The 23,238-nt window shown below is 49.3% G+C and carries 20 protein-coding genes and 1 pseudogene; 6 read left to right on the forward strand and 15 right to left on the reverse strand.

What is annotated here, in order from left to right:
* Window positions 1-115: 115 nt before the first annotated feature.
* The 3 genes from ACQ76X_RS00595 to ACQ76X_RS00605 all read right to left on the reverse strand — a co-directional run bounded on the left by ACQ76X_RS00595 (window position 116) and on the right by ACQ76X_RS00605 (window position 4,023).
* Window positions 116-1,291, reverse strand: a complete 1,176-nt coding sequence (locus tag ACQ76X_RS00595; RefSeq protein WP_342436128.1) for a sugar ABC transporter permease — start codon at window positions 1,289-1,291, stop codon at window positions 116-118.
* 11 nt (window positions 1,292-1,302) lie between these two features.
* Window positions 1,303-2,823, reverse strand: coding sequence for an ATP-binding cassette domain-containing protein (locus ACQ76X_RS00600; protein WP_438490925.1), 1,521 nt, complete (start codon window positions 2,821-2,823; stop codon window positions 1,303-1,305).
* A 96-nt stretch (window positions 2,824-2,919) separates the two neighbouring features.
* Window positions 2,920-4,023, reverse strand: coding sequence for a sugar ABC transporter substrate-binding protein (locus ACQ76X_RS00605; RefSeq protein WP_438490926.1), 1,104 nt, complete (start codon window positions 4,021-4,023; stop codon window positions 2,920-2,922).
* A gap of 256 nt (window positions 4,024-4,279) precedes the next feature.
* Here ACQ76X_RS00605 and ACQ76X_RS00610 point away from each other — a divergent pair, with 256 nt between their 5' ends.
* Window positions 4,280-5,317: an asparaginase gene (locus ACQ76X_RS00610; RefSeq protein WP_438490927.1), complete on the forward strand. Its 1,038-nt coding sequence runs from the start codon at window positions 4,280-4,282 to the stop codon at window positions 5,315-5,317.
* 175 nt (window positions 5,318-5,492) lie between these two features.
* On the opposite strand, the gene ACQ76X_RS00615 is transcribed toward ACQ76X_RS00610, so the two are convergent.
* The 3 genes from ACQ76X_RS00615 to ACQ76X_RS00625 form a co-directional block, all read right to left on the reverse strand.
* Window positions 5,493-6,179 (reverse strand): cyclase family protein, encoded by a 687-nt coding sequence (locus ACQ76X_RS00615; RefSeq protein ID WP_438490928.1) that lies wholly within the window; start codon window positions 6,177-6,179, stop codon window positions 5,493-5,495.
* A 293-nt stretch (window positions 6,180-6,472) separates the two neighbouring features.
* Window positions 6,473-6,952: a heme-degrading domain-containing protein gene (locus ACQ76X_RS00620; protein ID WP_438490929.1), complete on the reverse strand. Its 480-nt coding sequence runs from the start codon at window positions 6,950-6,952 to the stop codon at window positions 6,473-6,475.
* Between the two features lie 23 nt (window positions 6,953-6,975).
* Window positions 6,976-8,073, reverse strand: a complete 1,098-nt coding sequence (locus ACQ76X_RS00625; RefSeq protein ID WP_438490930.1) for a winged helix DNA-binding domain-containing protein — start codon at window positions 8,071-8,073, stop codon at window positions 6,976-6,978.
* Between the two features lie 203 nt (window positions 8,074-8,276).
* On the opposite strand from ACQ76X_RS00625, the gene ACQ76X_RS00630 reads away from it, so the two are divergent.
* From ACQ76X_RS00630 to ACQ76X_RS00640, 3 genes are all read left to right on the forward strand, one after another.
* The gene (locus tag ACQ76X_RS00630; protein WP_438490931.1) at window positions 8,277-9,089 is read left to right on the forward strand and encodes a sugar phosphate isomerase/epimerase; all 813 of its coding nucleotides are present in this window, start codon (window positions 8,277-8,279) and stop codon (window positions 9,087-9,089) included.
* A gap of 176 nt (window positions 9,090-9,265) precedes the next feature.
* Window positions 9,266-9,694 (forward strand): VOC family protein, encoded by a 429-nt coding sequence (locus ACQ76X_RS00635; protein ID WP_438490932.1) that lies wholly within the window; start codon window positions 9,266-9,268, stop codon window positions 9,692-9,694.
* Between the two features lie 240 nt (window positions 9,695-9,934).
* Complete coding sequence (locus ACQ76X_RS00640; protein WP_038594172.1) at window positions 9,935-10,339, forward strand: CBS domain-containing protein; 405 nt, start codon at window positions 9,935-9,937, stop codon at window positions 10,337-10,339.
* A 63-nt stretch (window positions 10,340-10,402) separates the two neighbouring features.
* Here ACQ76X_RS00640 and ACQ76X_RS00645 read toward each other — a convergent pair whose 3' ends face one another.
* The 8 genes from ACQ76X_RS00645 to ACQ76X_RS00680 form a co-directional block, all read right to left on the reverse strand.
* A complete protein-coding gene (locus tag ACQ76X_RS00645; protein ID WP_038594175.1) occupies window positions 10,403-10,681 on the reverse strand; it encodes an STAS domain-containing protein in 279 nt (92 codons plus the stop codon).
* 1 nt (window position 10,682) lies between these two features.
* Window positions 10,683-12,692: a methyl-accepting chemotaxis protein gene (locus tag ACQ76X_RS00650; protein WP_438490933.1), complete on the reverse strand. Its 2,010-nt coding sequence runs from the start codon at window positions 12,690-12,692 to the stop codon at window positions 10,683-10,685.
* 51 nt (window positions 12,693-12,743) lie between these two features.
* Window positions 12,744-13,136 carry an ATP-binding protein gene (locus tag ACQ76X_RS00655; protein WP_438490934.1) on the reverse strand — a complete coding sequence of 131 codons (393 nt, stop codon included), beginning with the start codon at window positions 13,134-13,136 and terminating at the stop codon, window positions 12,744-12,746.
* A gap of 15 nt (window positions 13,137-13,151) precedes the next feature.
* Window positions 13,152-14,579 (reverse strand): PAS domain S-box protein, encoded by a 1,428-nt coding sequence (locus tag ACQ76X_RS00660; RefSeq protein WP_438490935.1) that lies wholly within the window; start codon window positions 14,577-14,579, stop codon window positions 13,152-13,154.
* 191 nt (window positions 14,580-14,770) lie between these two features.
* Window positions 14,771-15,517, reverse strand: coding sequence for a type I methionyl aminopeptidase (map, locus tag ACQ76X_RS00665; RefSeq protein ID WP_438490936.1), 747 nt, complete (start codon window positions 15,515-15,517; stop codon window positions 14,771-14,773).
* 230 nt (window positions 15,518-15,747) lie between these two features.
* Complete coding sequence (cysI, locus tag ACQ76X_RS00670) at window positions 15,748-17,472, reverse strand: assimilatory sulfite reductase (NADPH) hemoprotein subunit (RefSeq protein WP_438490937.1); 1,725 nt, start codon at window positions 17,470-17,472, stop codon at window positions 15,748-15,750.
* 18 nt (window positions 17,473-17,490) lie between these two features.
* A complete protein-coding gene (locus ACQ76X_RS00675; protein WP_438491576.1) occupies window positions 17,491-19,344 on the reverse strand; it encodes an assimilatory sulfite reductase (NADPH) flavoprotein subunit in 1,854 nt (617 codons plus the stop codon).
* A gap of 244 nt (window positions 19,345-19,588) precedes the next feature.
* On the reverse strand, window positions 19,589-21,067 hold the full coding sequence (locus tag ACQ76X_RS00680; protein WP_438490938.1) for an MDR family MFS transporter: 1,479 nt from the start codon (window positions 21,065-21,067) through the stop codon (window positions 19,589-19,591).
* A gap of 154 nt (window positions 21,068-21,221) precedes the next feature.
* On the opposite strand from ACQ76X_RS00680, the gene ACQ76X_RS00685 reads away from it, so the two are divergent.
* Complete coding sequence (locus tag ACQ76X_RS00685; RefSeq protein WP_438490939.1) at window positions 21,222-21,782, forward strand: PadR family transcriptional regulator; 561 nt, start codon at window positions 21,222-21,224, stop codon at window positions 21,780-21,782.
* A 113-nt stretch (window positions 21,783-21,895) separates the two neighbouring features.
* On the opposite strand, the gene lspA is transcribed toward ACQ76X_RS00685, so the two are convergent.
* Window positions 21,896-22,387: a signal peptidase II gene (gene lspA, locus ACQ76X_RS00690; RefSeq protein WP_438490940.1), complete on the reverse strand. Its 492-nt coding sequence runs from the start codon at window positions 22,385-22,387 to the stop codon at window positions 21,896-21,898.
* Window positions 22,388-22,611: 224 nt separating this feature from the next.
* Here lspA and ACQ76X_RS00695 point away from each other — a divergent pair.
* A pseudogene (locus ACQ76X_RS00695) lies at window positions 22,612-23,215 on the forward strand (DUF421 domain-containing protein).
* The last annotated feature ends 23 nt before the right edge of the window (window positions 23,216-23,238 follow it).

Below are 23,238 nucleotides of genomic sequence, written 5' to 3' on the forward strand. Positions count from 1 at the left end.
ATCAGACATTATACTATATTATGGGAAGCTTGGAGTAATCATTTATTAGCAAAAAAAGCTGCGGAGTGCCTCTTAGCACTCCGCAGCTTTTTTAACCAGTGAGTTCTGTCTTGAACTATGCTCTTTGCTTGCGTGTCATTACATCAAAGATTACAGCTGCGGCCAGCACGCCGCCACGGATCATGTACTGATAGGAAATACCGACGCCTAGCAGGTTCATGCCGCTGGAAAGTGAAGCCATAACGACCGCACCGATAATGGAACCGGTAACCTTACCTACCCCGCCGGCAGCGGATACGCCGCCAACATAAGCAGCCGCAATGGCATCCAGTTCAAACAGCGTTCCTGCTGTGGTAGTCGCCGACTGCAGGCGGGAGGTGAACAGTATCCCCGACAATGCAGACAAGAGTCCCATGGAGCAGAATACAATGTACGTAATTTTCTTAACGCTGATCCCGCTTAGATTCGCGGCTTCCGGGTTGCTCCCGACTGCGTAGATATGACGCCCGATTACAGTGGAGGTCGTCAGAATGTGATAGATGACAACGACGATCATCACGATGACTACCGTCCACGAGAATCCGTTGTAGCCTGCGAGAATCCAAGTGATGTAAGCAATGATGGCGGACACGAAGACCAGCTTGACGGTAAACATGCCGTTTGACAATACTTCGAAGTTGTATTTGAGCTTATTGTTCCGTTTGGAGAATTCAAAATAAATGAACAGGACGATAATGAGTGCGCCGATAATCAGCGACAGCAGATTCAAATTGCCGATCTTGGCGATGGCCGGGATAAAGCCATTGCCGATTGCGTTGAAATGCTCATCCTTAACGATGATGGTTCCTGTCTTCTCCGTTACGCGGAGCAGCGCACCTCTGAAAATCAGCATCGCTGCCAGAGAAGCCACAAAAGAAGGAATACCCATCTGTGCAACCAGGAAACCGTTAAAGAGTCCAACAATAATCCCCATGATCAAAATAAGCGGAATGGTGAAATAGACCGGAACTCCTGCCTGCGTCAAGAAGATGGCGGCAATTGCCCCCAGGAACCCGGCTGCAAAACCGACGGATAAATCGATATGCCGGATCACAATGACCAGTGTCATTCCGACAGCCAGAACAGCAATGTAGCCAGTGGCATCAATCAAGTTGCTTATATTCCGCGAAGACATGAACAGTCCATCCGTCATGATCGAAAAAGTCAGCATAATAACGAATAAAGCAATGTACATCCCATAATCCCGGATATTAACCTTGATCAATGATTTCGCTTCGTTAAATAATTTCACGGGTCTTCCTCCTATTGCGTAGCAAGTTTCATTATTTTTTCTTGATCTGCGTCCTTGGCGGACAGCTCGCCTTTGATTTTGCCCTCGGCCATGACATACACGCGGTCACTCATTCCAAGCACTTCAGGCAGCTCCGAGGAAATCATGATGATGCTCATGCCCTCGCTGATCAGCTTGTTCATAATCGTATAAATTTCGAATTTCGCTCCGACGTCAATGCCGCGTGTAGGTTCGTCCAGAATGAGCAGGGTCGGTCCTACAAACAGCCATTTGCCAAGGGAAACTTTCTGCTGGTTGCCGCCGCTTAAATTGCCGACCAGCTGTTCAACAGAAGGGGCTTTGATATTCATTGATTTTTTATATTCGTTCGAAATCTTCACTTCTTCATTGGTATTGATCATCCCCTGCGAAGAAATGGCCTCAAGATTGGAGACTGAAATATTTTGCTTGATATCCTGAATCAAAAATAAGCCGTCGCCTTTCCGGTCTTCCGTCACATAGGCGATTCCCGCATTGATTGCGTCTTTGGTGTGCTTAAATATTTTTTTGGCGCCGTTCATATATAAGTCGCCATGTATTTTATAGGATTTCGGATTGCCGAAGATGCTTTGTGCCAATTCCGTCCGGCCTGAGCCCATCAGACCAGCGATGCCGACAATCTCGCCCTTTTTCACGTGAATGTTCACATCCTTGACCACATCCCGGCCCAGCTTGGGGTCAAATGCCGTCCAGTTCTTGACCTCCAGCACATCATTTCCGAAATGCTCAGTATTCCGTTTAGGGTAGATATCATCGATGTCACGGCCGACCATGTTCTTGATAATTACACTTTCCGATATTTCATTCTTGGCAGCATCAAGCGTGCATATCGTCCGTCCATCGCGAAGCACGGTAACATGATCCGCTATGGCAATGACTTCCTTCAATTTATGGGAGATCATGATGCTGGTAATTCCTTGTTTCTTCAGTTCTCTCAGCAGTTCCAGCAAGTTCTCACTGTCATCTTCATTAAGTGCGGCTGTTGGTTCATCGAGAATAAGCAGCTTTACATCCTTGCTGAGCGCTTTGGCGATTTCGACCAGCTGCTGCTTGCCGACACCCAAATCCTTAATCAGCACTTCAGGATTGACGTTAAGATTCACTTTCTTCAGCATTTCCTTCGCTTTGACAATCGTCTGATTCCAATCAACGATTGCGCCTTTCTTCACTTCGTTCCCGGCAAAAATATTCTCATATACGGTCAGATCCGGAAACAGGGCTAATTCCTGATAAATAATTGCGATCCCGGTTCTGACGCTGTCGCTAATTCTGCCAAAGCTCTGCACGTTGCCTTCATAGACAATATCCCCTGAATATGTTCCATGCGGATACACCCCGCTAAGCACCTTCATGAGTGTGGACTTGCCGGCACCGTTCTCGCCGACCAGACAGTGAATCTCGCCTTTGTTAACTTTGAAATTGACATTCGAGAGTGCCTTTACGCCGGTGAATTCCTTGGAAATATTGTTCATTTCTAAAATATATGGATTCATAATTAGCTTGTGCTCCTTCACAAAACAAGTCTTAGAATAGAGGAATAGTGATAGATGTATCTATCACTACTCCGTCTAAACTATGTTCAGGTGCGTTTACAGTCCCGTGAACTCGCTTGCTTCGTAATATTTGGAATCAATGAGTGCTGCTTTGACATTGTCCTTGTCAACGACTTGAACATCGGTTTGCTTCGCTTGTACTTCAATCTTGCCGTTATCGTAGGAGCCGGTTGTTTCAGGCGTTTTGCCGTCGAGAATGGAAACCCCCATGTTGATTGCATCTTTAACGAGGTTGCGGACATCCTTGAACACGGTCATTGATTGTTTGCCGTCAATGACGTATTGGATGGAAGCCTTCTCAGCATCCTGGCCGGAAATGATGAAGCTGGTCACTGCGGAATCCGAAGCGAATACGTCAGCAATGGAACGGGCTGTGCCGTCATTTGGAGCAAGGATGGCCACATCGCCCTTTTGATCAGCGCTTGCAGCGGTCAAGTGAGTTTGTGCTTTGTTCTTAGCTTCGTTGGCATCCCAGTTTGTGGTCACCTGGCTGATGATTTTACTGCGTTCCTCACGGGTCAGCTCTGCTTTATCCTTCAGAGCAACAGCTTCACTGGAGTTGGCGATGGTGAATGTGCCGTCAGAAATCTTCGGCTGAAGCACAGACCAAGCGCCTTCAAAGAACAGAAATGCGTTGTTATCCGAAGCTGCACCCGCGTACAAATACAATGGCTGGCCTTTGCCTTTGGCATGATCCACCAGGTATTGGGCTTGTGCTTTACCTACTGCGATGCTGTCAAAAGTTACATAGTAATTAACGGCATCCGTGTTGTTAATCAGGCGGTCATAGGCGATAACCTTAATACCTGCTTTTTGAGCGGCCTCAGCTGCTGCAGCGGCGGCATCACCGTCTTGCGGACAAATGATCAGGACTTTAATGTCTTTTGCAATCAAGGCTTCTACGTTTTCTTTTTCTTTAGCAGAAGAACCTTGGCTGAACAGGATCTCCGAGGTATATTTGGTGTCTTTCAGCGCATCCTTGAATCTTTGCTCATCCTGCACCCATCTCGGCTCATCCTTAGTCGGAAGCACGATGCCTACATCCACCTTACCGCCTGCACCGTTACCGCAAGCGGATACCAGCACTGCAAGCATCATGGCTACAAGCACTAAGGGTATCGCTCTCAAAGACTTTTTCATTCTAAAAAACCCCTCCCTATATTTGGCTGCTGCTGTTCTTTCATCCTGATGTTATCATTTGAGCTATCCACCCGGAATAGAAAATTCTCCTTTGTTTCTTGAATATCCTCACATCACGGTCCAGCACTTTTTTTCATCATAAAATACTGCACATGGCTATTTATTATAGGAAAGGTTTGATACAATTCTATTGACTTGTTAATGGCATAACATTAGCTTTCTCACATAATAGATTGACCTGAAAGGAAACGAAGAGATGATTATTCCAATCCCTGAAGTGAATTTTGACACTTCCCCTTACTATAATCCCGTGCTTAAAAATGTGGTCATTCTGGCTACCGGCGGCACCATTGCCGGAAGTGGGGAAGCCCACAAAACATTGAATTACGAACCCGGCGCCCTGCCGATACAAGACCTGCTGGACAGTGTCCCCCATCTGGAGCGGATCGCAAATTGCGCCGGAGTACAGGTCAGCAACCTTTGCAGTGCCGACATTACCAGCGACCACTGGCTGACGTTGGCTACATTGATCAACACCCTTGCCCTCCGCGAGGATATTCACGGATTCGTCATTACGCACGGAACCGATACCCTTGATGAAACCTCTTATTTCCTGAACCTGGTCATCAAAACCGACAAACCGGTGATTATTACCGGATCAATGCGGCCTGCAACTGCGATCAGCGCAGATGGTCCTCTGAACCTGTTCCAATCGGTAGCGTTGGCAGCGAATCCGGACGCTTCCGGTCAAGGGGTTATGGTTGTTTTTGCAGAGGGGATCTACAGCGGCAGAGATGTGCAGAAGGTGAATACCTTTAAAGCCAACGCCTTTGACGAGCGGGATTTCGGCTGCCTGGGCTACATGCGCGACAGTCAGGCTTTCTTCTATACAAGATCCCTTAAAAGACATACCACTGCAGCACAGTTCGACGTATCGGCTCTAAGTGGATTGCCTGAAGTGTCAGTCGCTTATTTTCACGTCGATGCCGATCCGGGCATTCTCGATTACCTGGCTACGATCTCCAAAGGAATTGTAATTGCGGGAGCGGGCGGAGGAATATACAGCAAACCGTGGATTGATAAAGTCGGGGAACTTAAGAACAACAACATTCCGGTCGTCCGCTGCTCGCGGATCTCCAGTGGAATTACGCTGAAGGACTCTTACATTGACCTTTCCGCCAATTCAATTCCCTGCAACAGCCTAGTGCCGCAGAAAGCGAGAATTCTGCTGTCGCTGGCACTGACGCAAACTGTACAGTACGATGAAATTGCCACAATGTTCAATGAGTACTAAGAGCTAAACAACAAACCGCCCGTGGATTGTCCATGGGCGGTTTGTTGTAGTTATAAAAGTCAGACTACGCAAATCACTTATTCTTCTCCATTTCCGAGCGCCTTTACGCTCATCTTCTCTATGTATGCTGCTATTCCTTCCCTGGACGGATCGTCCGCACATTCCTTGTCAGGCTTTATTCTTCAATTTCAACGATAATGTTAACGATAGATGCATCGTGGTTTTTAATGCGAAGTGGAGCTGTAAAGGCAGAAATTAACTTTTTGCCAACCAACGGCGCTGGATTGACGTCTTCATAAATGAGCATAGTCTTCTCTTTATACTTTTCATGATCTAAGAAAGCATGGTGGACAAAATAACCGTTTCTTTTGGCTTCACTCATATTCTCAATGCTCAAGGTATCAATAGCCACCGCTTTGCAGTTTGGCAACTTCGTCCGGATGTATTCAGCGGCTTCAGGAGAGACGGCGGGGAAATTATTGGCGTATTTCCCGAAATCAGTATCCCGGTGTTTCCAATGACTCGTGTTGAAAATCAGAAGATCGGCTTCATTCAGTTCTTCATATTCCTCAAGCTTTTCGACGGTGATAAAGCCGTTCGGGCCAAGCGGGCAATCAATTAATAGCGGCTTCCGGTAGATGAAGTCTTCAATCGGAATAGCATCTATTCCCTTACCGTTATTCATGTGATGCCACGGGGCATCAACATGGGTACCGGCATGAAGATAGATGCTTAACACACTTCCGTTCCAGTCATCCCCTTTGTCCAAGCGCTCTTTAGGCTCTAATTTCACTTCTGGCAATCCTGGAAAAACAGGCATTCCTTCATAAATGGGGTAACCAATTTCAACGTATTTTGACATATTTAGATGCTCCTGTAGTTTAGTTATAGTTTTGTATCACTTCTTCGGCAGAAGGGTCATCAAGCGTATCTTATATAAGCTGAACTTTAAATTTAACAAACTGGCGTAGTACGCAGGCTTATATAGTCTATATCTTTATTCAACCAGTCTACAACATTTTTTTTAGTCTAATACTTATTCCCGAAGGCTGAAGAACCGACTTAGGCTGTGCATTAATTCCTACAACGACCCACCTCCTCTTCACAGTAAAGAAGACGGACAGCTCATGCCTTGCGGCGGCTGCCCGTCTTTAGTCATGGCTGATTGGATTTCAGAAATTGCTCAAGTACACTGACAATCATCCCGTGGTCTTCTTCGCCAGACAGGCCGGAGACGGAAATCGTTCCAATCGGACCGACACCCCGGATCAGCAAAGGGAAACATCCGCCTTCGGCGGCGTACTCCATGGGGTCAACGAACGCATTATCCTGAATCGTTGTATTCCATGATTTATAGAGCACATTCATATAATAAGAGCAGTGTCCAAAATGATTCACAACATTGGCCTTACGGGCAATCCAGCGGTCGTTGTTGAGTCCGGTCTCATCCATTTTCGCATGGAACAGTACTTGTCCGTTTTTGCGGATATCCACAACAATCTGTTTGCCCATCCTCGTAGCCTTTTCAAGAATGGCATTACCTAGCTCAATCGCGGTTCCATTGGTAAATCTGCTGAACTGCAGCTCCTGTTCCTGCTTAAGAATCTCTTCCAATAACGGGGCATAGTCTTCCAAAAGTGATGCACTTCCTTTTCGGCTTATATTTCTTTCATATCAAGCTTGGTGAGCGGGAGTCCCAGAAAAGCAGCATAGCGTCCGGCAGCCTGTTCCAACTGTTCTTTGAGGACGCCGTCCAAGGATCTAAAGGGGGATAACATCAGCTCGGCACCTTTTTTCTTGAGGGTGCGTTTCCATATCCCGATGACCTGTCCATCCCATACAATCGTCGGCATAAATACACCGTTGTTGCCGGGAACAATTAGCGGAGCGGCCTCCGGCTCAAGGACCGCACTGCGGTCCTTGTAGCCCAGAATATACTCATCGAAACCCGGAAGCAGATAGACACCGGAAGATTTACCGGTCTCTGTTCCGTCACCAGGTTTATTCGGCATCCAGTACTCACCGGATTCTATAACTTCACTTATAAGCTCTTTGTTTACCGCTTCCAGTCCTGCTCTGGCATCCGTAAGCGTCATACCTGTCCACCAGGCGAAATCATGCACGGTTGCAGGCCCATGGGTCGTAAAATACCGCAGGGCAAGCTCAGCAAGTGATTCATCGAAGGACAGCTCCCTGGACCCGGTCACCCATTCATCCAGCAGGACGAAGGTTTGCTGCTTGCCGTGCAGAGGCCCAAAACAAATTAAAGCGTTATACGCGCAGTGCCACAGGATATGGTAGCCCCGTTGGCTGGCAGTGCTGATCCCCTCATCCTCCAGCAGCCGAAGCAGATCAGGGCGCGTAATACACCGCCCTCCTTTTAAGGCATGATAGAGGATCCTTCTGCAGCGCTCCAAAGTCTTGTCGTCCAGCTCCAATTGTTCCAGCCTGCGTTTTGTCACCCGCAGCAGCCGTGGAGCGCATAGCTGAAGCATCCACTTCACATCTTCAGGCGGTACACAATGAATGGTCCCGCGAAGTGACCAGGTCAGAAGAATTTTCCGTTCCGTGATGGCCCGCTCCACATCGGCCAATCCCGCCGATGCTGTGCGCAAGCCGATAGCCCAGACCGCCTGCATATAGTCCTGTGCCTGCAGCGCACCTAGTGCCCTTACGACCTGTTCCGGCTGCTGAAACGCGGGACTGCTGATGTGCTGGTTCAAGAGCCGAAGGCCGGCAATCCGCTGGTTAGTCACTTCTATTCTCCTTTGCTAAAACCTTTTGAAACCATTTCTTTCCCCTAGTATATTGAACGGGCTGGTTAATTGTCTATCCGAAATACTACGGCCCAGGCAGGAAATTGGAAGTTGTCCAGCGAAGCTAATACCAAAAAATGACTTAAAAGCGAGGCGGTTAGACTGCAGCAGTTTATGATTGGACAATATGGAGGACAGAAGATATGCAGCATTTAATCGAAGAATCCCACAGCAACGGATTTCAGGTTGGCGTACATTTTCCGTTCCGGGCTGACGCCACCAGGCTACGCGATCCCCTCTTCCTCTCCACAGACGGGCAGGTGCGTGAGGATGCCTATCAGCATGTACGGGAAGAACTGGATATTCTGACAGCCCTTCATCCGGAATATATTCTTTTTCATTATCCGAAACCTGTGATTCTGGACGAACGTGTGAATTGGACAGGATGGCGGTTTGGAGATTCCCGGGAGTTTATCTATGAATCTGAAATCACGCTGGAAGAGCTGATAATGCGCAGCGAGCAACTCTTTGAATGGCTGAATGCACAGAGCCTTCAGTATCAATTTGTCCCCGTATTGGAATTTGATGCATTAAACAGATATATTTACGACCACGATTTTTTCGAGCAATTATTGATCCGGTACCCCCGGATTAAGCTCTGCCTGGATACTGCGAGGTTATTTCTGCAGGACAAGCTCGACCCGTATTTTGACGCCAGAGCCATCCTGAGAAAGTTTACCCGCTATGCAGGTCTGATCCACCTCTCCAATGTTCAGGTGAATGACAGCGTGCACAACAGCCACTATCCGGTTCTTCCGGAATTAAGCCCGCAAGACGGCTGGGCACCAATCGAGGATTATTTGCGGATTATCCGCACAGAAAACAGCGACGTAAAAATCATGTTCGAGCACCGCTCTGACCTTATTTCGGAGGAACAATTGCAACGCTGTTATTTATGGGTTGACGGAATCCTGAACAGAGCAGCGCAGCCGGACAGCGGGATCATTTCATTCTGATGGCCAACCCTTCCTGCGTGATATTACCTGGATTAATTTAAATTTTAGTGTTTTCATTGTATTTGTTCATTGCACCTTGTAATATAGACCCGAAAGAATATTTATCTATGGACAAGGCCATCATACAAAATGGTAATATGCGCTTGGCTTAATTTAACATTAGAGGAGTGAAGCATGTGTCTGTTGAAGTGTATTTGAATTTCAATGGGAACTGCCGTGATGCTGTAGAGTATTATGCTGCGGTGTTTGGTACAGAGTCTCCACAGATCATGACCTTTGGGGATTCGCCGCCAAACCCCGAATATCCGCTTCCGGAAGAAGCCAAATCCTTGGTCATGCACTCCAGACTGAACATTGACGGCAGCAATGTAATGTTCTCTGATGTGTTTCCGGGCATGCCTTTCACAGTAGGGAACAATATCAGCCTCGCTCTGGTATCCCGAGATGAAGAGCAGCTCAAATCCTGGTTCCATCAGTTGAAAGAAGGCGGAACGGTAGTCATGGAGCTGCAGGAGACCTTTTGGAGCAAATGTTATGGCAGCCTGAAGGATAAATTCGGCATCGAATGGCAGATCAGCCACGAGAATGGCGAAGCAGGCAAGTAAGAATAATGCATATTGATATCTAAAACAGAGAATATAGAATCCCGCTCGTTTTTCGCAGGGTTCTATATTCTTTTTTTGTGGGCGAGAAATCACATTTCTTGAAATGAAAAAACAAGCTGAGACGGTTGTTACAGGTTCGTGAGAAGTTAAAAATCTTTTTTATTAATGCGCTTACATACTAAACTATGGTTTAATTAAACTACCGCTACGCATTTATTCCACTGTAAAGGAGTCGAACCTATGGAAATATCCTCTTTTTTGCTGCCCAAAGATCAGGTGGCATTTATTGCTTCCTCCATATCCATGCTGGAAGCTATGGAGCAGCTGGAACAGCATTATTATTCTGCGATACCCATCATTGACGATGAAGGCAAATATGTTGGTACCTTATCAGAGGGCGACTTGCTATGGAAGCTGAAGAACACAGCGGACCTCGGCTTTGAGAATATGCGTGAGGTTACCGTAAGCGAGATCCAGAGACATGTGCATAATGAAAGCGTGGAAATTCACGCCCAGATGGAGGATATGCTTACACTCGCCGCAGACCAGAACTTTGTGCCTGTCGTCGATGGCGCCGGAGTCTTCCTCGGTATTATCCGCCGCAAGGATATCATTGAATATTACACCCGGAATATAACTGATTAATTCGCGAATACAACCAAGGCCTCCCCCGCAGAAAGCGGTGGGAGGCCTTGGTTGTATTTTTACTTATAATATCTCAAACACATTGGTCAGCCTTGTTAGTTCAAAGATCTTCAACACATTTGAATTCAAGGATTGCAGTCTGATCGTGCCGCCATTCTCCACGCATTTCTTATAAGAGCTGACAATCACCCCAAGCCCGGTGCTGTCGATGAACCGGCAGCCGCCGAAATCAAGCAGAAAACTTGAATACCCCGTGCTGATATAACTGCGGATATCTTCTCTAAACTTGCTTGCTTCTTCTACGGAAAACATCTCCGGCATTTCAATAATAATCTCGCTCATGTCATTTCCCCCTAATTATAAATTTCTCAACGAGGAATTCCAGCTCATTGGCCATGGCGCTGACCTCCTGGGCGGAAGAGACGAAATTGTTGACTGTCGCCGCTTGTTCCTCGGTTGCGCTGGATACACTTTCGCTGTTCATTGCCGCCAATTCCGAGATCGTGCCCATAGAGTCAATGAGCTTGATGATCTGATCCGAGGTGGCAACCTCGTCTTTGGTAATCTCCAGGATTTCCCGCACACTATCGTTAATCATCTCCACCGATTCAATGATATGAATAAATGCATGATCGGTTTCATTAACGATTCTCACTCCGCCCTCCACGGCTTCCGAGGCGCCCCGCATCGAGTTCACAGCTTGCGCAATCCGTGAGACCATATCATGTACCAGCGATGAGATTTCGTTTGCCTGCCTGTGCGTTTCATCCGACAGCTTCCGCACCTCTCCGGCCACCACGTTGAAGCCTCGCCCGTGTTCTCCCGCTTTTGCAGCTTCGATGGCGGCATTCAGCGCCAATAAATTGGTCTGCTTGGCGATGGCATTAATGGTTCCGATAATAGTGGAAACTTTGCCGGACAACTCGCTCACAGTCTGCAGCTGCTCTTCTGTCTCCTTGGTGCTGCTGTTGATCGTATCCATCGCCTCAACCGTATTAATGACCTTGATTCTGCCATCCTGTGCTGCCCGGTTGGTGCTGTCCGCATTCAGGGAGGTCGCTGCCGCCTTGCTCTGAGCCAGCTGCACGAGACTGGAAAGCTGCACCAGAACCTGCGAGGCATTCACTACGGAATGGTTGTTATTCTCCGCACCGGCGGCAATTTCCTGAGTGCTGGAGCTGATTTCTTCAATCGATGCGCTGATTTCCTCTGAAGAAGCCGCCATTTCTTCCGACATGGAGGTTAGAACCTCCGAACCCGCCCTTACTTTCTCAATAATGGCTTCCTGCTTGTCAATCATTGCATTAAAGGAATCGCTTAGCGACTGCAGCTCATCCCCTGATGTGATGGCCGTATGTACTGTCAAATCGCCATCACCGGCCTGAGCCATGGCCTTTTCCAGCTTCTTGATTGGACTTATGATACTCCGGGTGGTAAAGAAATACCCTGCAAGAAGAGCTACCAGAATGAAGGCAATAACAACGATAAGTGTCGTATTTCGGATCTCTGTTGCAGATGCCATGTATTCCCCGTAATTCGCAGTGGTCGCCACAACCCAGTTTCCTACAGGCTGAAAGGACACATATTTATAGACGCCTTCATAGGTATAAAAGCCATGGGAAGCTTTTCCGCTTTTCATAATCTGTACAAGCGCATTTAAATCCTTATTGCTGTTGCCGTCCAGATTTTCTGTGAGAATCTTGCCTTTATCAGGATGATAAACCACAAGGCCTGTACGGTCGATCATATACCCGTATCCGCTCTCGCCAATTTTCACTTCGGCTACGGGCGCGGAAATGCTGTCAAAGACGATTGTCCCGATCAATACGCCCTTAATAACATTATTCTGACGCAGCGGATGGGCAATCGCAACGATATGCTGATTGGTTTCCCTGGAGGTGAGGACACCGCTTATCGCCTCTTTCCCCAGAAGCGCCTGCTGAAAATACTCCCGGTCCTGCACATCCAGCTCCGGAGCTTCAGAACTGCTGGAAAGCAGCACCTTGCCGTTCACATCAGCAACGATCAGCGATTCAAGCAGCTTGGCGTTGTCTTGCTGGATACTGGAAAGATAACTGAAAGACGCCTTTTTTTCTCCCTCCGAGGCTGGACTTGCGGCGAAATCGGCCAGTGTGCTGTTTTTACTGGCGATTTCGAGATAATTGCCTACCGCTTCAAGCTCGCTCTCAACAGACTTGGCGGCTGAACTTGTAGTTGTTCTTAATTCCTCTTCAATTGTCGTTTGCAGTGCATTTGCCGCCAGTTTGTAAGAGATGATACCGGAAACAAACAACGGCACGCTAATGATGAGGAACAAAAGAATGCTGATTCTAACCTTTAAACTTAACTTCACCGAATTCTCCCCTTTTCCATTCACAGAAAACAGTCCTCAGAAGAGAACCTGTCAACTAGGACATACATTCTTGCTGATGTACATCGTATTTCGGATCATCTCCACACTATCCGAGAAGCAGCTGATCAAGTACAGCCCTCTTCCTCCGTCATCCAGCAGCTCGTCACTACTGATATTCTGCGGAATAACGAGATCCCGGCCGCCTTCTCCAGAGTCTTCGACCTGAAGCTTAAGCAGCTCATCTCTAAGCAAATACCGGATATAGATCGGCTTCGTGCAATCGCTGAGATTCCCGTGATAATATGCATTCGTAATAGCCTCAACCAGAATCAGGCGGATATCAAAAGCATAGGCTTCCAAATCAAGCTCTTCGATAATTCCGTCAATAATTCCCTGTGTGTGCTCCAGTCCGTGAAGCAGCACTTCCTTATGTACAGCGTTCATAATTCACCCCTTGTCTCACTGGATATTCAGGCTCAGCCAGGTGCAGTCGTCCTGCAGACAAACGCCTGCAACCTTTTCGTGCAAATATTCGTAATCACGGCCTAACTCCGCTTCTTCAAACAAAAGCTCCATACCGTCGCTATAGAAGCAGAAACGGTCACCCGATCCAAATGCAACAGCCTGCTGCTCAAATTCACTGTCGCTGAACATGCCCAGCGGAGCTCCTTTGACTGTTATTTGCTGGCCGGCCTGCGCTTTCGGCACATAGATGAATTCATTGATCCCGGCCCCTGCTGCCTTAAGCACACTGGCGCCGAAATCGAGATGAAAGCAGCAGCCGGCAATATAATCCTCTCCCAGATACTGTCCCGCTTTCAGATTCAAATCCTTCAGAACCTGAACCGGCTCCCTTGAAGTGAGCAGACTGTCCAGGAACAGTACGCGCAGCGCGGAGATGCTTAATGCGGCCGAAATACCCTTACCGGTGACGTCACCGATGATTCCGATGACCTGTTCATCATCAATTTTGTGAAAGATGAAGAAGTCGCCGCTGAGTGTTGTAGCGGGAATGTAGATCTTATCCAGCACCGCCCTGTTCTCCAGAGGAAAAGCAACGGCATGGCGGTGCTCTTGAAGCTTGACCGCCCGTTCAAGTTCCTTCTTGTTCTCCGTAATATCCCTTAATACCAATTGCAGAGCTACTTCTTCTTCATATACAATCGGTACGCCCGAGATCTCCAGATCAAAAATATGTTTGTCATGCCGGATAAAACGCTGCTCGATCCGAAACCGGTCCTTCATGGAACCTTTGGTTTTTAGTTTTTTATACTCCGTGCTGCTAAGCGGCTCCTCATAAAAAAAATCATCGATGCCCTTACCAATCAGTTCCTTCTTCTTCCTGCCGAACATCTTCTCGGTTTGCTGATTGGCAAACAGAATCGTTCCCCCGCTGTAAACCAGAATGGCTTCAGGACAGAGATCAACCAGATCCCTGTAGCGTTCTTCGCTTTCCCGGAGTCTTTGTTCGGAGCGGACCCGCTCGCTGACGTCATGAATAACGGTGTAGACACATGTCTTTCCTAACATCGTCATGATCCCTGTATGAATCTCCACCACTATGATCTGGCCTCCGGCCAACTGATGCCTGTCCATAAACACCTGGTTTCCCAGATATTCTCCGCCGGGCATGGCCTTATCCACGAAGTCCCGATCCCCCGCCTCACCCTCTGCATTCAAATCCGAGATATGAAGTCTTCTGAAATCACGGAGGCGGTAGCCATAGAAATCGCAGGCTGCCCTGTTCGCATCAACGATGCTTCCATCAGCCGGGTCAACCATCAAGGTAATTAAATGGTTATTCTCATAAATACAGCCATAGTGCTCCATACACTGCTGAGGGCTGGGTGCGCCATGCTGATTCTTGCAATGTTTGTCTGTTGCCATTTCTGATCCTCTATTCCCCTTCAGCCTTGAGTTACCATTATATTCATTCCCTCCCCATAAAACCGTGAATTCCGACACATTAAGACAAATAACCAAAAAAAATAAACCCGGTCAGCGCCATGACATGCATGAGCGGCTGACCGGGTTTACCAGCAGTACTTCTTTCCAAACTACGATTCAAACAGTTAAGATTACAGCTCCGTCAAAATAATCGTTCCCTGCGGAGTTATCGCCAGGGTGTGCTCATATTGCGCCGACAAGCCGCCGTCAATCGTCCGGGCTGTCCACCCGTCCGCATCTACCTTTGTCCGGTAGCTTCCGGTATTGAGCATCGGCTCAATGGTGAAGACCATGCCTTCCTTGAGACGCGGTCCTTTGCCTGCAGGTCCGTAGTGAGGCACCTCAGGGGCTTCATGCATTTCGGAGCCGATGCCGTGCCCGATAAAATCACGGACGACTGAGAACCCGTTCGACTCGGCATACACCTGAATGGCATGGGCGACATCGCCGATCCGGTTGCCTGCAACTGCCTGCTCTATGCCCTTGAACAGTGACTCCTTGGTCGTTTCCAGCAGCTTCGCTGCCTGATCGCTGATGCTGCCTATCCCGTAGGACCAAGCAGAGTCAGCCAGCCAGCCGTTCAGGTTCACGACCATATCAATCGTTACAATGTCACCGTCTTTAAGCGGCTCATGTTTGGGAAAGCCATGGCAGATTACATCGTTCACGGATGCGCAGGTTGCGTAAGGATATCCATGATACCCTTTTTGCTCAGGTGTTGCCCCTTGGGAAAGAATGAACTTCTCGGCAAACTGGTCAATTTCCCAGGTCGTAATTCCGGGTTTCAGCATTCCGGCGATTTGCCGGTGGCATTCAGCAAGAATCTTGCCGGCTGCACGCATTTTTTCGATCTCTTCCATCGATTTCATGATGATCATCACATTCGCCTCTTCTGTACAGAACGCATTACTCACTATAATGGCTCTTGGATATGTTATGGGTACTCTTTATATTATGTAAGAAAACCGCCGAAAATCCAAATTCATTCTTCGCTTATGAAATTAACCGCGAATCGCTGTAGAAAATTTCAAGTTCAATCCTCATTTCCCCCACAAAACAAAAGGAACCCATCCTCCGTGTTGCATTGGAGAACAGGTTCCTTTGTTAGTCAGTCATGGAAATTAAGCCCCGAGGTGACGGCCTTCACATAGCCGCTGCGGATAACAAAATCTCCGAAATGTTCGCCCGCCGCGCGTTCTTTGGCAAAGCGGTGAAGAATAGGCCCCAGCGTTTCAAGAATTTCATTCTCGTCGATATTTTCCTTGTACAGCTTGTTCAGCCTGTCTCCGGTAAAGCCCGCACCCAGATACATATTATATCTGCCAGGAGCTTTGCCGATAAAGGCGATTTCACCCAGTGCCGGTCTGGCACAGCCATTCGGGCAGCCGGTCATGCGGATGACAATCTCTTCGTTGCGCAGGCCCGCTTCATCAATGATCAGCTCCAGCTTATCGAGCAGGAGGGGAAGATAACGTTCCGCTTCGGCCATGGCAAGACCACAGGTTGGCAAAGCTACACAGGACATAGCGCTGCGCCGCAGAGCAGTGTGCTGTGCTCCGTCGGTCAAACCGTATTGCCGGGCAAGTTCGTCCACCTTACGTTTCTTCGCACTGCTCACATTGCCAATAATCAGATTCTGATTCGGCGTCAGACGGAAATCCCCGGTGTGTATCTTAGCGATCTCCCGCAGTCCGGTCATCAGCGGATACCCTTCCTGGTCCTGAATCCGCCCGCTTTGGATATACAACGTCAAATTCCATTTACCGTTGATGCCCTTCACCCAGCCATAACGGTCGCCGTTATGGTCGAAATGGAACGTACGGGCAGCCTCCAGCTGCCAGCCCAGCCGGTGATGCAGCTCGCCCGTAAACCAATCCAGACCATGGCGGTCGATGGTATATTTGAAACGGGCATTCTTGCGGACGGAGCGGTTGCCATAGTCACGCTGAATCGTGACCGTCTTCTCCGCCACATCAATCATCTGCTCCGGCCGGCAGAAGCCGATCACCCGCCCAAGCTGGGGATAGGTGTTCGTATCACCGTGCGTCATGCCCATCCCGCCGCCAACCGAAACATTAAATCCGGCCAGCTTGCCTTCCTCCAATACCGCGATGAAGCCAAGATCCTGGGAGAAGACATCGACGTCATTGGAGGGCGGCACTGCCAGACCGATTTTGAATTTGCGCGGCAGATAGACCGGACCGTAGATCGTTTCCACTTCTACGCCTTCCTTGCTGTCCACAACCTTCTCGCCGTCCAGCCAGATTTCATGGTATGCCGGAGTACGCGGGGATAGATGATCGCTGATCTTCCGGGCCCATTCGTATACTTCAGCATGCGTTTCGGACTGATACGGATTCGGGGCGCTCATCACGTTACGGTTGACATCTCCGCAGGCTGCGAGTGTGGTCATGAGCGTATCGTTAATGGTCTTGATCGTCTTTTTCAGGTTCCATTTCAGTACACCGTGCATTTGAAACGCTTGTCGTGTCGTCAAACGGAGTGTGCCGTTGCCATATTTATGGGCCAGCTCATCCATGACCAGCCACTGTGCCGCAGTAGCGACTCCGCCCGGAGCCACCACACGCAGCATGAACTGATAGGCCGGCTCCAGCTTGGAGCGCTCACGCTCACTGCGCAAATCCCGGTCATCCTGCATGTAGCTGCCATGAAATTTAAGCAGCCGGTTGTCATCCTCTGGCAGTCCTCCGGTTACCGGGTTGCGCAGTGTCTCCACAAGTGCGCCCCGCAGGTAGTTGCTCTCGATCTTTATATGTTCAACATCACTAGGCGGGCCGCCGATCGGCTTCACCGCTGATTCATTATTCGCCATAGCTGAACCTCTCCTCCCTTAATACACATCGCGCTGATAACGTTGTTCCTGCTGCATGCGCTCCAGGTAAGCTGCTGCCTCTTCCGGGCTTAGGCCGCTCTCCCGCTGGATCACAGTAACCAGTGCGGAATGAACATCATGTGCCATATGCTTCTCGTCGCCGCATACATACACATGCGCACCTTCCTGCAGCCAGGCATACAGCTCACGGCTCTGTTCCAAAATGCGGTGCTGTACATATACTTTCTCTTCCGTATCCCGGGAGAACGCGACATCCAGCTTGTTCAGCACGCCATCCTTAAGCATTCTCTGCCAATCCGTCTGATAGAGGAAATCGGTCACGAAATGCCGGTCACCGTAAAACAGCCAAGTTCTGCCGCTTGCACCCTGCTCTTCCCGCTCTTCCAGGAAGGAACGGAATGGCGCTACCCCCGTACCCGGCCCGATCATAATCACGGGAACCTCGGAATTGGCCGGAAGTTTGAAATTCGGGTTGTTCTGAATATAGATCGGGAGGGTATCGCCCGGCTGTACCCGTTCAGCGCAATGGACCGAGCAGACGCCGTAACGGTCACGGCCATGTGACTCATACCGCACCGCGCGAACCGTGAAATGAACCTCATCGGGGTTCGCGTTATAGCTGCTAGCGATCGAATACAGTCTTGCGGGCAGCTTGCGCAGAATGGTTACAAAGCTGCGTGCAGGCACTTCCCATGGTGCGAAATCCTGGACCAGATCCAGCAGATCACGTCCCTGGATATATGCCTTCAGCTCCTGCTGATGATCCGGAGCAAGCAGCGCATGAAGCCCTGCCGATGCGGTCAATTGTGCCGCCTGCTCCAGCAGCGGCTTCGTCAGGACTGTAATTTCATAATGACGCAGCAGCGCTTCGCGCAGAGTGCCTTCCTCCCCCTTCTTATTAAGGGGAACAGATTCATTGCTATTCCAGCCCATAGCGGCAATAATATCCGCCACCAGCTGAGGATGATTCTCCGGGTACACTCCCAGCGAGTCGCCCGGCTCGAAGCTCAGATTGGAGCCGGCAAGCGACAGCTCCAGATGGCGGGTCTCGCGGTCAGAGCCGCGTCCGTTCAGATTAAGATTCTCCAGCACTTCAGCATGGAAAGGATGGTTGCGTGAATAGGCTGAATCCGGCGACTCCGCATGTTCAGCTGCCTGTACCGCTTCCTCGGCAATTGCCGGGGCATTCTGCGGACCGCTAAGTGAGCTGATGACCTGCTGGAACCATTCAGCTACCGCCTCATCGTAATCGAGATCACAATCGACACGCGGGCTCAGACGCCGTCCGCCCAGCTCTTCGAGACGCTGATCGAAATCCTTGCCGGTCTGGCAAAAGAACTCATAGGAGGTGTCGCCGAGCGCCAGTACGGAATAACGCAGGTGATCCAGTTGGGGCGCTCTCTTGCTATAGATAAATTCATGGAAGGCCCGGGCATTATCCGGCGGTTCGCCTTCTCCGTGCGTACTGACCAGCAGCAGCAGATTCTCGACCTTCTTCAGCCCATTCGGCTTGAAGCCGTTCATTGCCGATACGGTAACCTGGAAGCCCTGCTCCTCCAGCTTGCGGGACATGCTGGACGACAGACGCTGGCAATTGCCGGTCTGGGAGCCGAACAGCACCGTCACTTCGCGGGAGATTTGCGGCTGTGCCGCCGGGGAGGCGACTGCCGCAATCCCCTCTGCTTGCAGCGACGTGCCAGTGGAAACCGCTGCCGCATTTCCCTGCAAAGACAACGCGGACAAATATCCGCCAAGCCAGATCTGCTGCGTCTCTGTCAATGTCGGCAGAAGGCGGTTCAGAAGCTCAACCTGGTTCTCGTTAAATGGACTGTTCGTAACTTGTAGTTGCACCAATATCGACCTCTCCTTAACATGGAATCTAGTTCCCTCTTAACCTCATGTGATCAGGCTATCATAATTAGATGAAACGATCAACGAACTCTCTTTATCATAAAATTTGGTTTTATTAGTAATATTGTCTATAAAATGCGTAAAAGCTGCTTAAATCAGAGTAAATGACCCCGATTTAAGCAGCTTCATTATAATTAATGATAACTTGCATTAGATAAAATGATACTTAATATTCAGCTTTTGATTACTGATTCGCGATCTTACGGACATGGGTCTGCATTTGGAAAGGCGTTGTTCCGCCTTTGCGGCGCAGCAGAAGCATGAGCGGAAAACCAAACAGCACGATGATGGCAGCAACGACAAATACATCATTTACTCCCATTGTAAATGAGAGCAGGGTGATCAAATCGGAACTCGCTGCACCGGACTCAACGAGCGCTTTGGAGTGAATCACGGATCTGCTCGACAAGAGTGAGGTAAATACGGCAATGGCCAATGAGCTTAATACATTGCGCACCCAGTTGTTGATCGAAGTGGCATGACCTGACCATTCCACCGGAATTTCCTCCATGGATGCCGTGCTGCTTGGGACATTGGCCAGACCGATCCCCAGATTGCGCACGACCATCGCCCACAAAATAAAGTTGTGCGAAACATCCACATGCAGCCTGCTCAGCATAAACAAACCGGCAAAGATAAAGGCAATTCCTGCGGAAATCAGCTTCACCGGACCGAACTTGGGATACAGCTTGCCCACAACCGGGCTTAACAATGCCAGCAGGATGGATGAAGGCAGCAGAATCAGCCCTGTTTTGAGCGTCGTGGCGCCTTGCACAGTCTGCAGGAAAAGCGGTGTTAAGTAAGTGCCGGCATACATCGCTACCGTTACCAGACTATAGATGCACAGCATAGCCGTGAACCGCCGGTTCTGAAATACGCGCAGATTCAGCAGCGGCACTTCCGTCCGCAATTCACGCAGGACAAACAAGAGGAGCAGAACGATCCCGGCAGCGATTAACAACAGAGTTCTCCAGGAACCCCAGCCCCAGCTGCTGCCTTGGCTAAAAGCAGTCAGAAGCGCCAGGCTGCCCGTCACCACCGTAATCAGCCCGGGAACATCGAATGACTTCGGTACATTCATCCGGTAGTAAGGGATCAACAGTTGGGTTAATATAATAGCCACAAGTCCCACCGGGATATTAATCAGGAACAGCCAGTGCCAGCTGGCATACTGCAGCAGCCAGCCGCTGAAGGTCGGCCCGATGGCCGGCGCAACCATTGCGGACAGCGACCACAGGCTGACGGCGAACGGTCGGCGCTCAATCGGAATGACCTGAAAGATAATCGTCATCGTGCAGGCCATAATCAGTCCACTGCATGAGCCTTGAAGCATCCGGAAAATGATCAGCATCAGCGGGTTACCCGCTACGGCGCATAACAGGGAGAACAGTGTAAAGCCCGATAAAGCGAACAAATAAAGTCTCTTATAACTAAATCTGCCGCCAAGATAACCGGCCAAAGGTGCCGTTACACCTGTTGCCAGCATAAAGCCGGTAACCATCCACTGCATCGTGTGCAAGCCGGTATGGAAATGATTCATTAGTAGGGGAACAGCAATGTTAATCGTTGTGGTGCTTAAGACAGAGACAAAGTTTCCGAAGAATATGGCAATCATAATCGGCCAAAAAGGAACTTTGCCTCGTCGTTCATGGTTCTCTTCCATGGCAGTTCCTCCTCATCATTATTTATATGTCTACTTTTACATATGTGAGTTAACTTAAATAATGTTATAATCGAATCTACAATATGTCAATGATGACATAATAGTAATATCCCTAATGAAAACGGATTAATTTGGATTGGAGGAACTCATAGTAATGAATACTCTGTCTTACGGGCTCCTTGCCCTGCTGACTGCCAACTCGCTGTCCGGATACGAGTTAACGCATAGCATTAAGCCGCTATGGCGGGCGGGCCATAGTCAAATTTATCCTCTGCTGGTGAGTATGGAGCAGAAGGGATACATCTCCTACGAGCGGATCGAGCAGTCAGATAAGCCGGATAAAAAAATATATACGATCACGGAAGCAGGACTTGAACAATTGCGGGAGTGGGTTGAGACGCCGGCTGATCCCCCCGTGTTGCGGGACGAACTGCATTTCAAGCTGTACAGCCTGTGGCTCGCAAGGCCGGAGGAGGCAAAGGCGCTGCTGGTAAGGCGTGCGGAATTCTGCAGGAGTGAACTGGACCGGTATAACCTCATGATTAAAGCCAATGAAGCCCTGTGCCAGGAGCGCGGAGAAACCCGCGAGCTTAAGGCAACGACGTTCGGGCGGTATTTGCTGCTGCGTAAGCGGGTTATGGATATGGAATCTTCTGTAGCCTTTTGCGAATGGGCCATCGGGGAACTTGAATCAAACGCCGGTCCGCTGGAATAAAGGTTCGATGTATTGCAGCAAACGATAAGTAAATCCCAAAGAAATAGGGTTGTCCATAGTCATAATAATGACTAATAGGACAACCCTATACTTAAAACCGGGGGTAAGAACAGTCACGCCTGTCCGGTGCCGCTGCCTTTCACCCGTCTTCTCTTGGCCGTGCTGCTCTTCACCTGATCGATAATCAGATGGATCACGATCAGGATGCCGCCGGCATTGATTGCCAGATCAGCCAAATTCATGATGCCGCCGCCTTCCCCGAATACAAGAAAATCCGTAACCTGATGGAAAATTACGCGGTCTATAGCATTGCCGATAGCACCGCCCACCAAAAATCCGCTGGCGGCTTCAAGCAAGGGCCCTCGCAGCACTCCTTTACGCCGGTAATAAAAAATCGCAACTACAAATACTGCCGCAACAATCGAGAAATACTTCCCAAAACCCTGAAAAGAACTGAAGGCCGCACCACTGTTCTCATAATAAGTAAATTCCACGTAAGGGTTCCAGAACGGAATGGTCTCCCCCAGCTGCATGTTTAACCGCACCATCCATTTAGCAGCCTGGTCCGCCAGTAACACCAATATTGAAATCAGGTAAAAAAGCATCTCTGTGCCCCTTTCACGTCTGTTAGGCTCACTCCATTAACGGGTTCTTAAAGACAGCTTATCACAGAGCACCACCCGGATTCACCTTTGGGAGAAATGTTACATTCGAAAGCGTTATGGTTAAACACTCTTAGATTATAAATCGTTTATTTGAGGGTGGGTGCCAAATGGAATACGGAGCGATATTCATCAAGCTGATCGCGGGTTTTATCGGGTTATGGGCAATGACGAGATTGCTGGGCAAGAAGGAAATCTCCGCCTTGACGCCCTTTGACTTTATCTCTGCGGTGATTCTGGGCGATTTGGTCGGGGATACCATATATACGCCAGAAAACTCCGTGCTGATGCTGATCTTTACGCTGGCTGTTTGGACCGTATTATCCCTGACGTTCGAGAAGGTTACCCAGCGAATCCGTGCGCTCCGCAAACCGCTTGAGGGTGAACCGGAAATTCTGATCCGTGACGGAGAGATCGATCTGGTCAAGCTGCGCAAGAACAACCTTGACTTCGACCAGCTGCGGATGATGCTGCGGGCTAAGGATACTTTCTCTGTCAGTGAGGTCGCTTACTTTGAGCATTATGAAAAAGCCGCAATTCGAGGCAGCCACCCGCGAGGACCTGGCTGTTGCCATACAGGAAACCACGCTGCCCCAGAGTATTATTGAGGACGGGATCATTCAGCGGCGTACGCTAAGCGAACTTGGCCATGACGAGGCCTGGTTGGACGGCGAGCTGCGCAAACTGGGATATTCGGGCCCGCAGGCTGTAGCTTATGCTGAAATCACTGAAGAAGGCGAGTTTGCCGTAGTCTCCTCGGTTTCCCACTAAAGAAACCAAAAAGAGGATATGCC

Origin of the sequence: Paenibacillus sp. IHBB 3054, from assembly GCF_051594305.1 — a bacterium.
GTDB lineage: Bacteria > Bacillota > Bacilli > Paenibacillales > Paenibacillaceae > Paenibacillus_AQ.

Bases quoted from the DNA above. Each gene is read 5' to 3' on its own strand.
- ACQ76X_RS00600 (WP_438490925.1), bottom strand. From the start codon at position 2,823: ATGAATCCATATATTTTAGAAATGAACAATATTTCCAAGGAATTCACC.
- ACQ76X_RS00605 (WP_438490926.1), bottom strand. From the start codon at position 4,023: ATGAAAAAGTCTTTGAGAGCGATACCCTTAGTGCTTGTAGCCATGATG.
- ACQ76X_RS00610 (WP_438490927.1), top strand. From the start codon at position 4,280: ATGATTATTCCAATCCCTGAAGTGAATTTTGACACTTCCCCTTACTAT.
- ACQ76X_RS00615 (WP_438490928.1), bottom strand. From the start codon at position 6,179: ATGTCAAAATACGTTGAAATTGGTTACCCCATTTATGAAGGAATGCCT.
- ACQ76X_RS00630 (WP_438490931.1), top strand. From the start codon at position 8,277: ATGCAGCATTTAATCGAAGAATCCCACAGCAACGGATTTCAGGTTGGC.
- ACQ76X_RS00640 (WP_038594172.1), top strand. From the start codon at position 9,935: ATGGAAATATCCTCTTTTTTGCTGCCCAAAGATCAGGTGGCATTTATT.
- ACQ76X_RS00645 (WP_038594175.1), bottom strand. From the start codon at position 10,681: ATGAGCGAGATTATTATTGAAATGCCGGAGATGTTTTCCGTAGAAGAA.
- ACQ76X_RS00655 (WP_438490934.1), bottom strand. From the start codon at position 13,136: ATGAACGCTGTACATAAGGAAGTGCTGCTTCACGGACTGGAGCACACA.
- ACQ76X_RS00660 (WP_438490935.1), bottom strand. From the start codon at position 14,579: ATGGCAACAGACAAACATTGCAAGAATCAGCATGGCGCACCCAGCCCT.
- map (WP_438490936.1), bottom strand. From the start codon at position 15,517: ATGATCATCATGAAATCGATGGAAGAGATCGAAAAAATGCGTGCAGCC.
- cysI (WP_438490937.1), bottom strand. From the start codon at position 17,472: ATGGCGAATAATGAATCAGCGGTGAAGCCGATCGGCGGCCCGCCTAGT.
- ACQ76X_RS00680 (WP_438490938.1), bottom strand. From the start codon at position 21,067: ATGGAAGAGAACCATGAACGACGAGGCAAAGTTCCTTTTTGGCCGATT.
- ACQ76X_RS00685 (WP_438490939.1), top strand. From the start codon at position 21,222: ATGAATACTCTGTCTTACGGGCTCCTTGCCCTGCTGACTGCCAACTCG.
- lspA (WP_438490940.1), bottom strand. From the start codon at position 22,387: ATGCTTTTTTACCTGATTTCAATATTGGTGTTACTGGCGGACCAGGCT.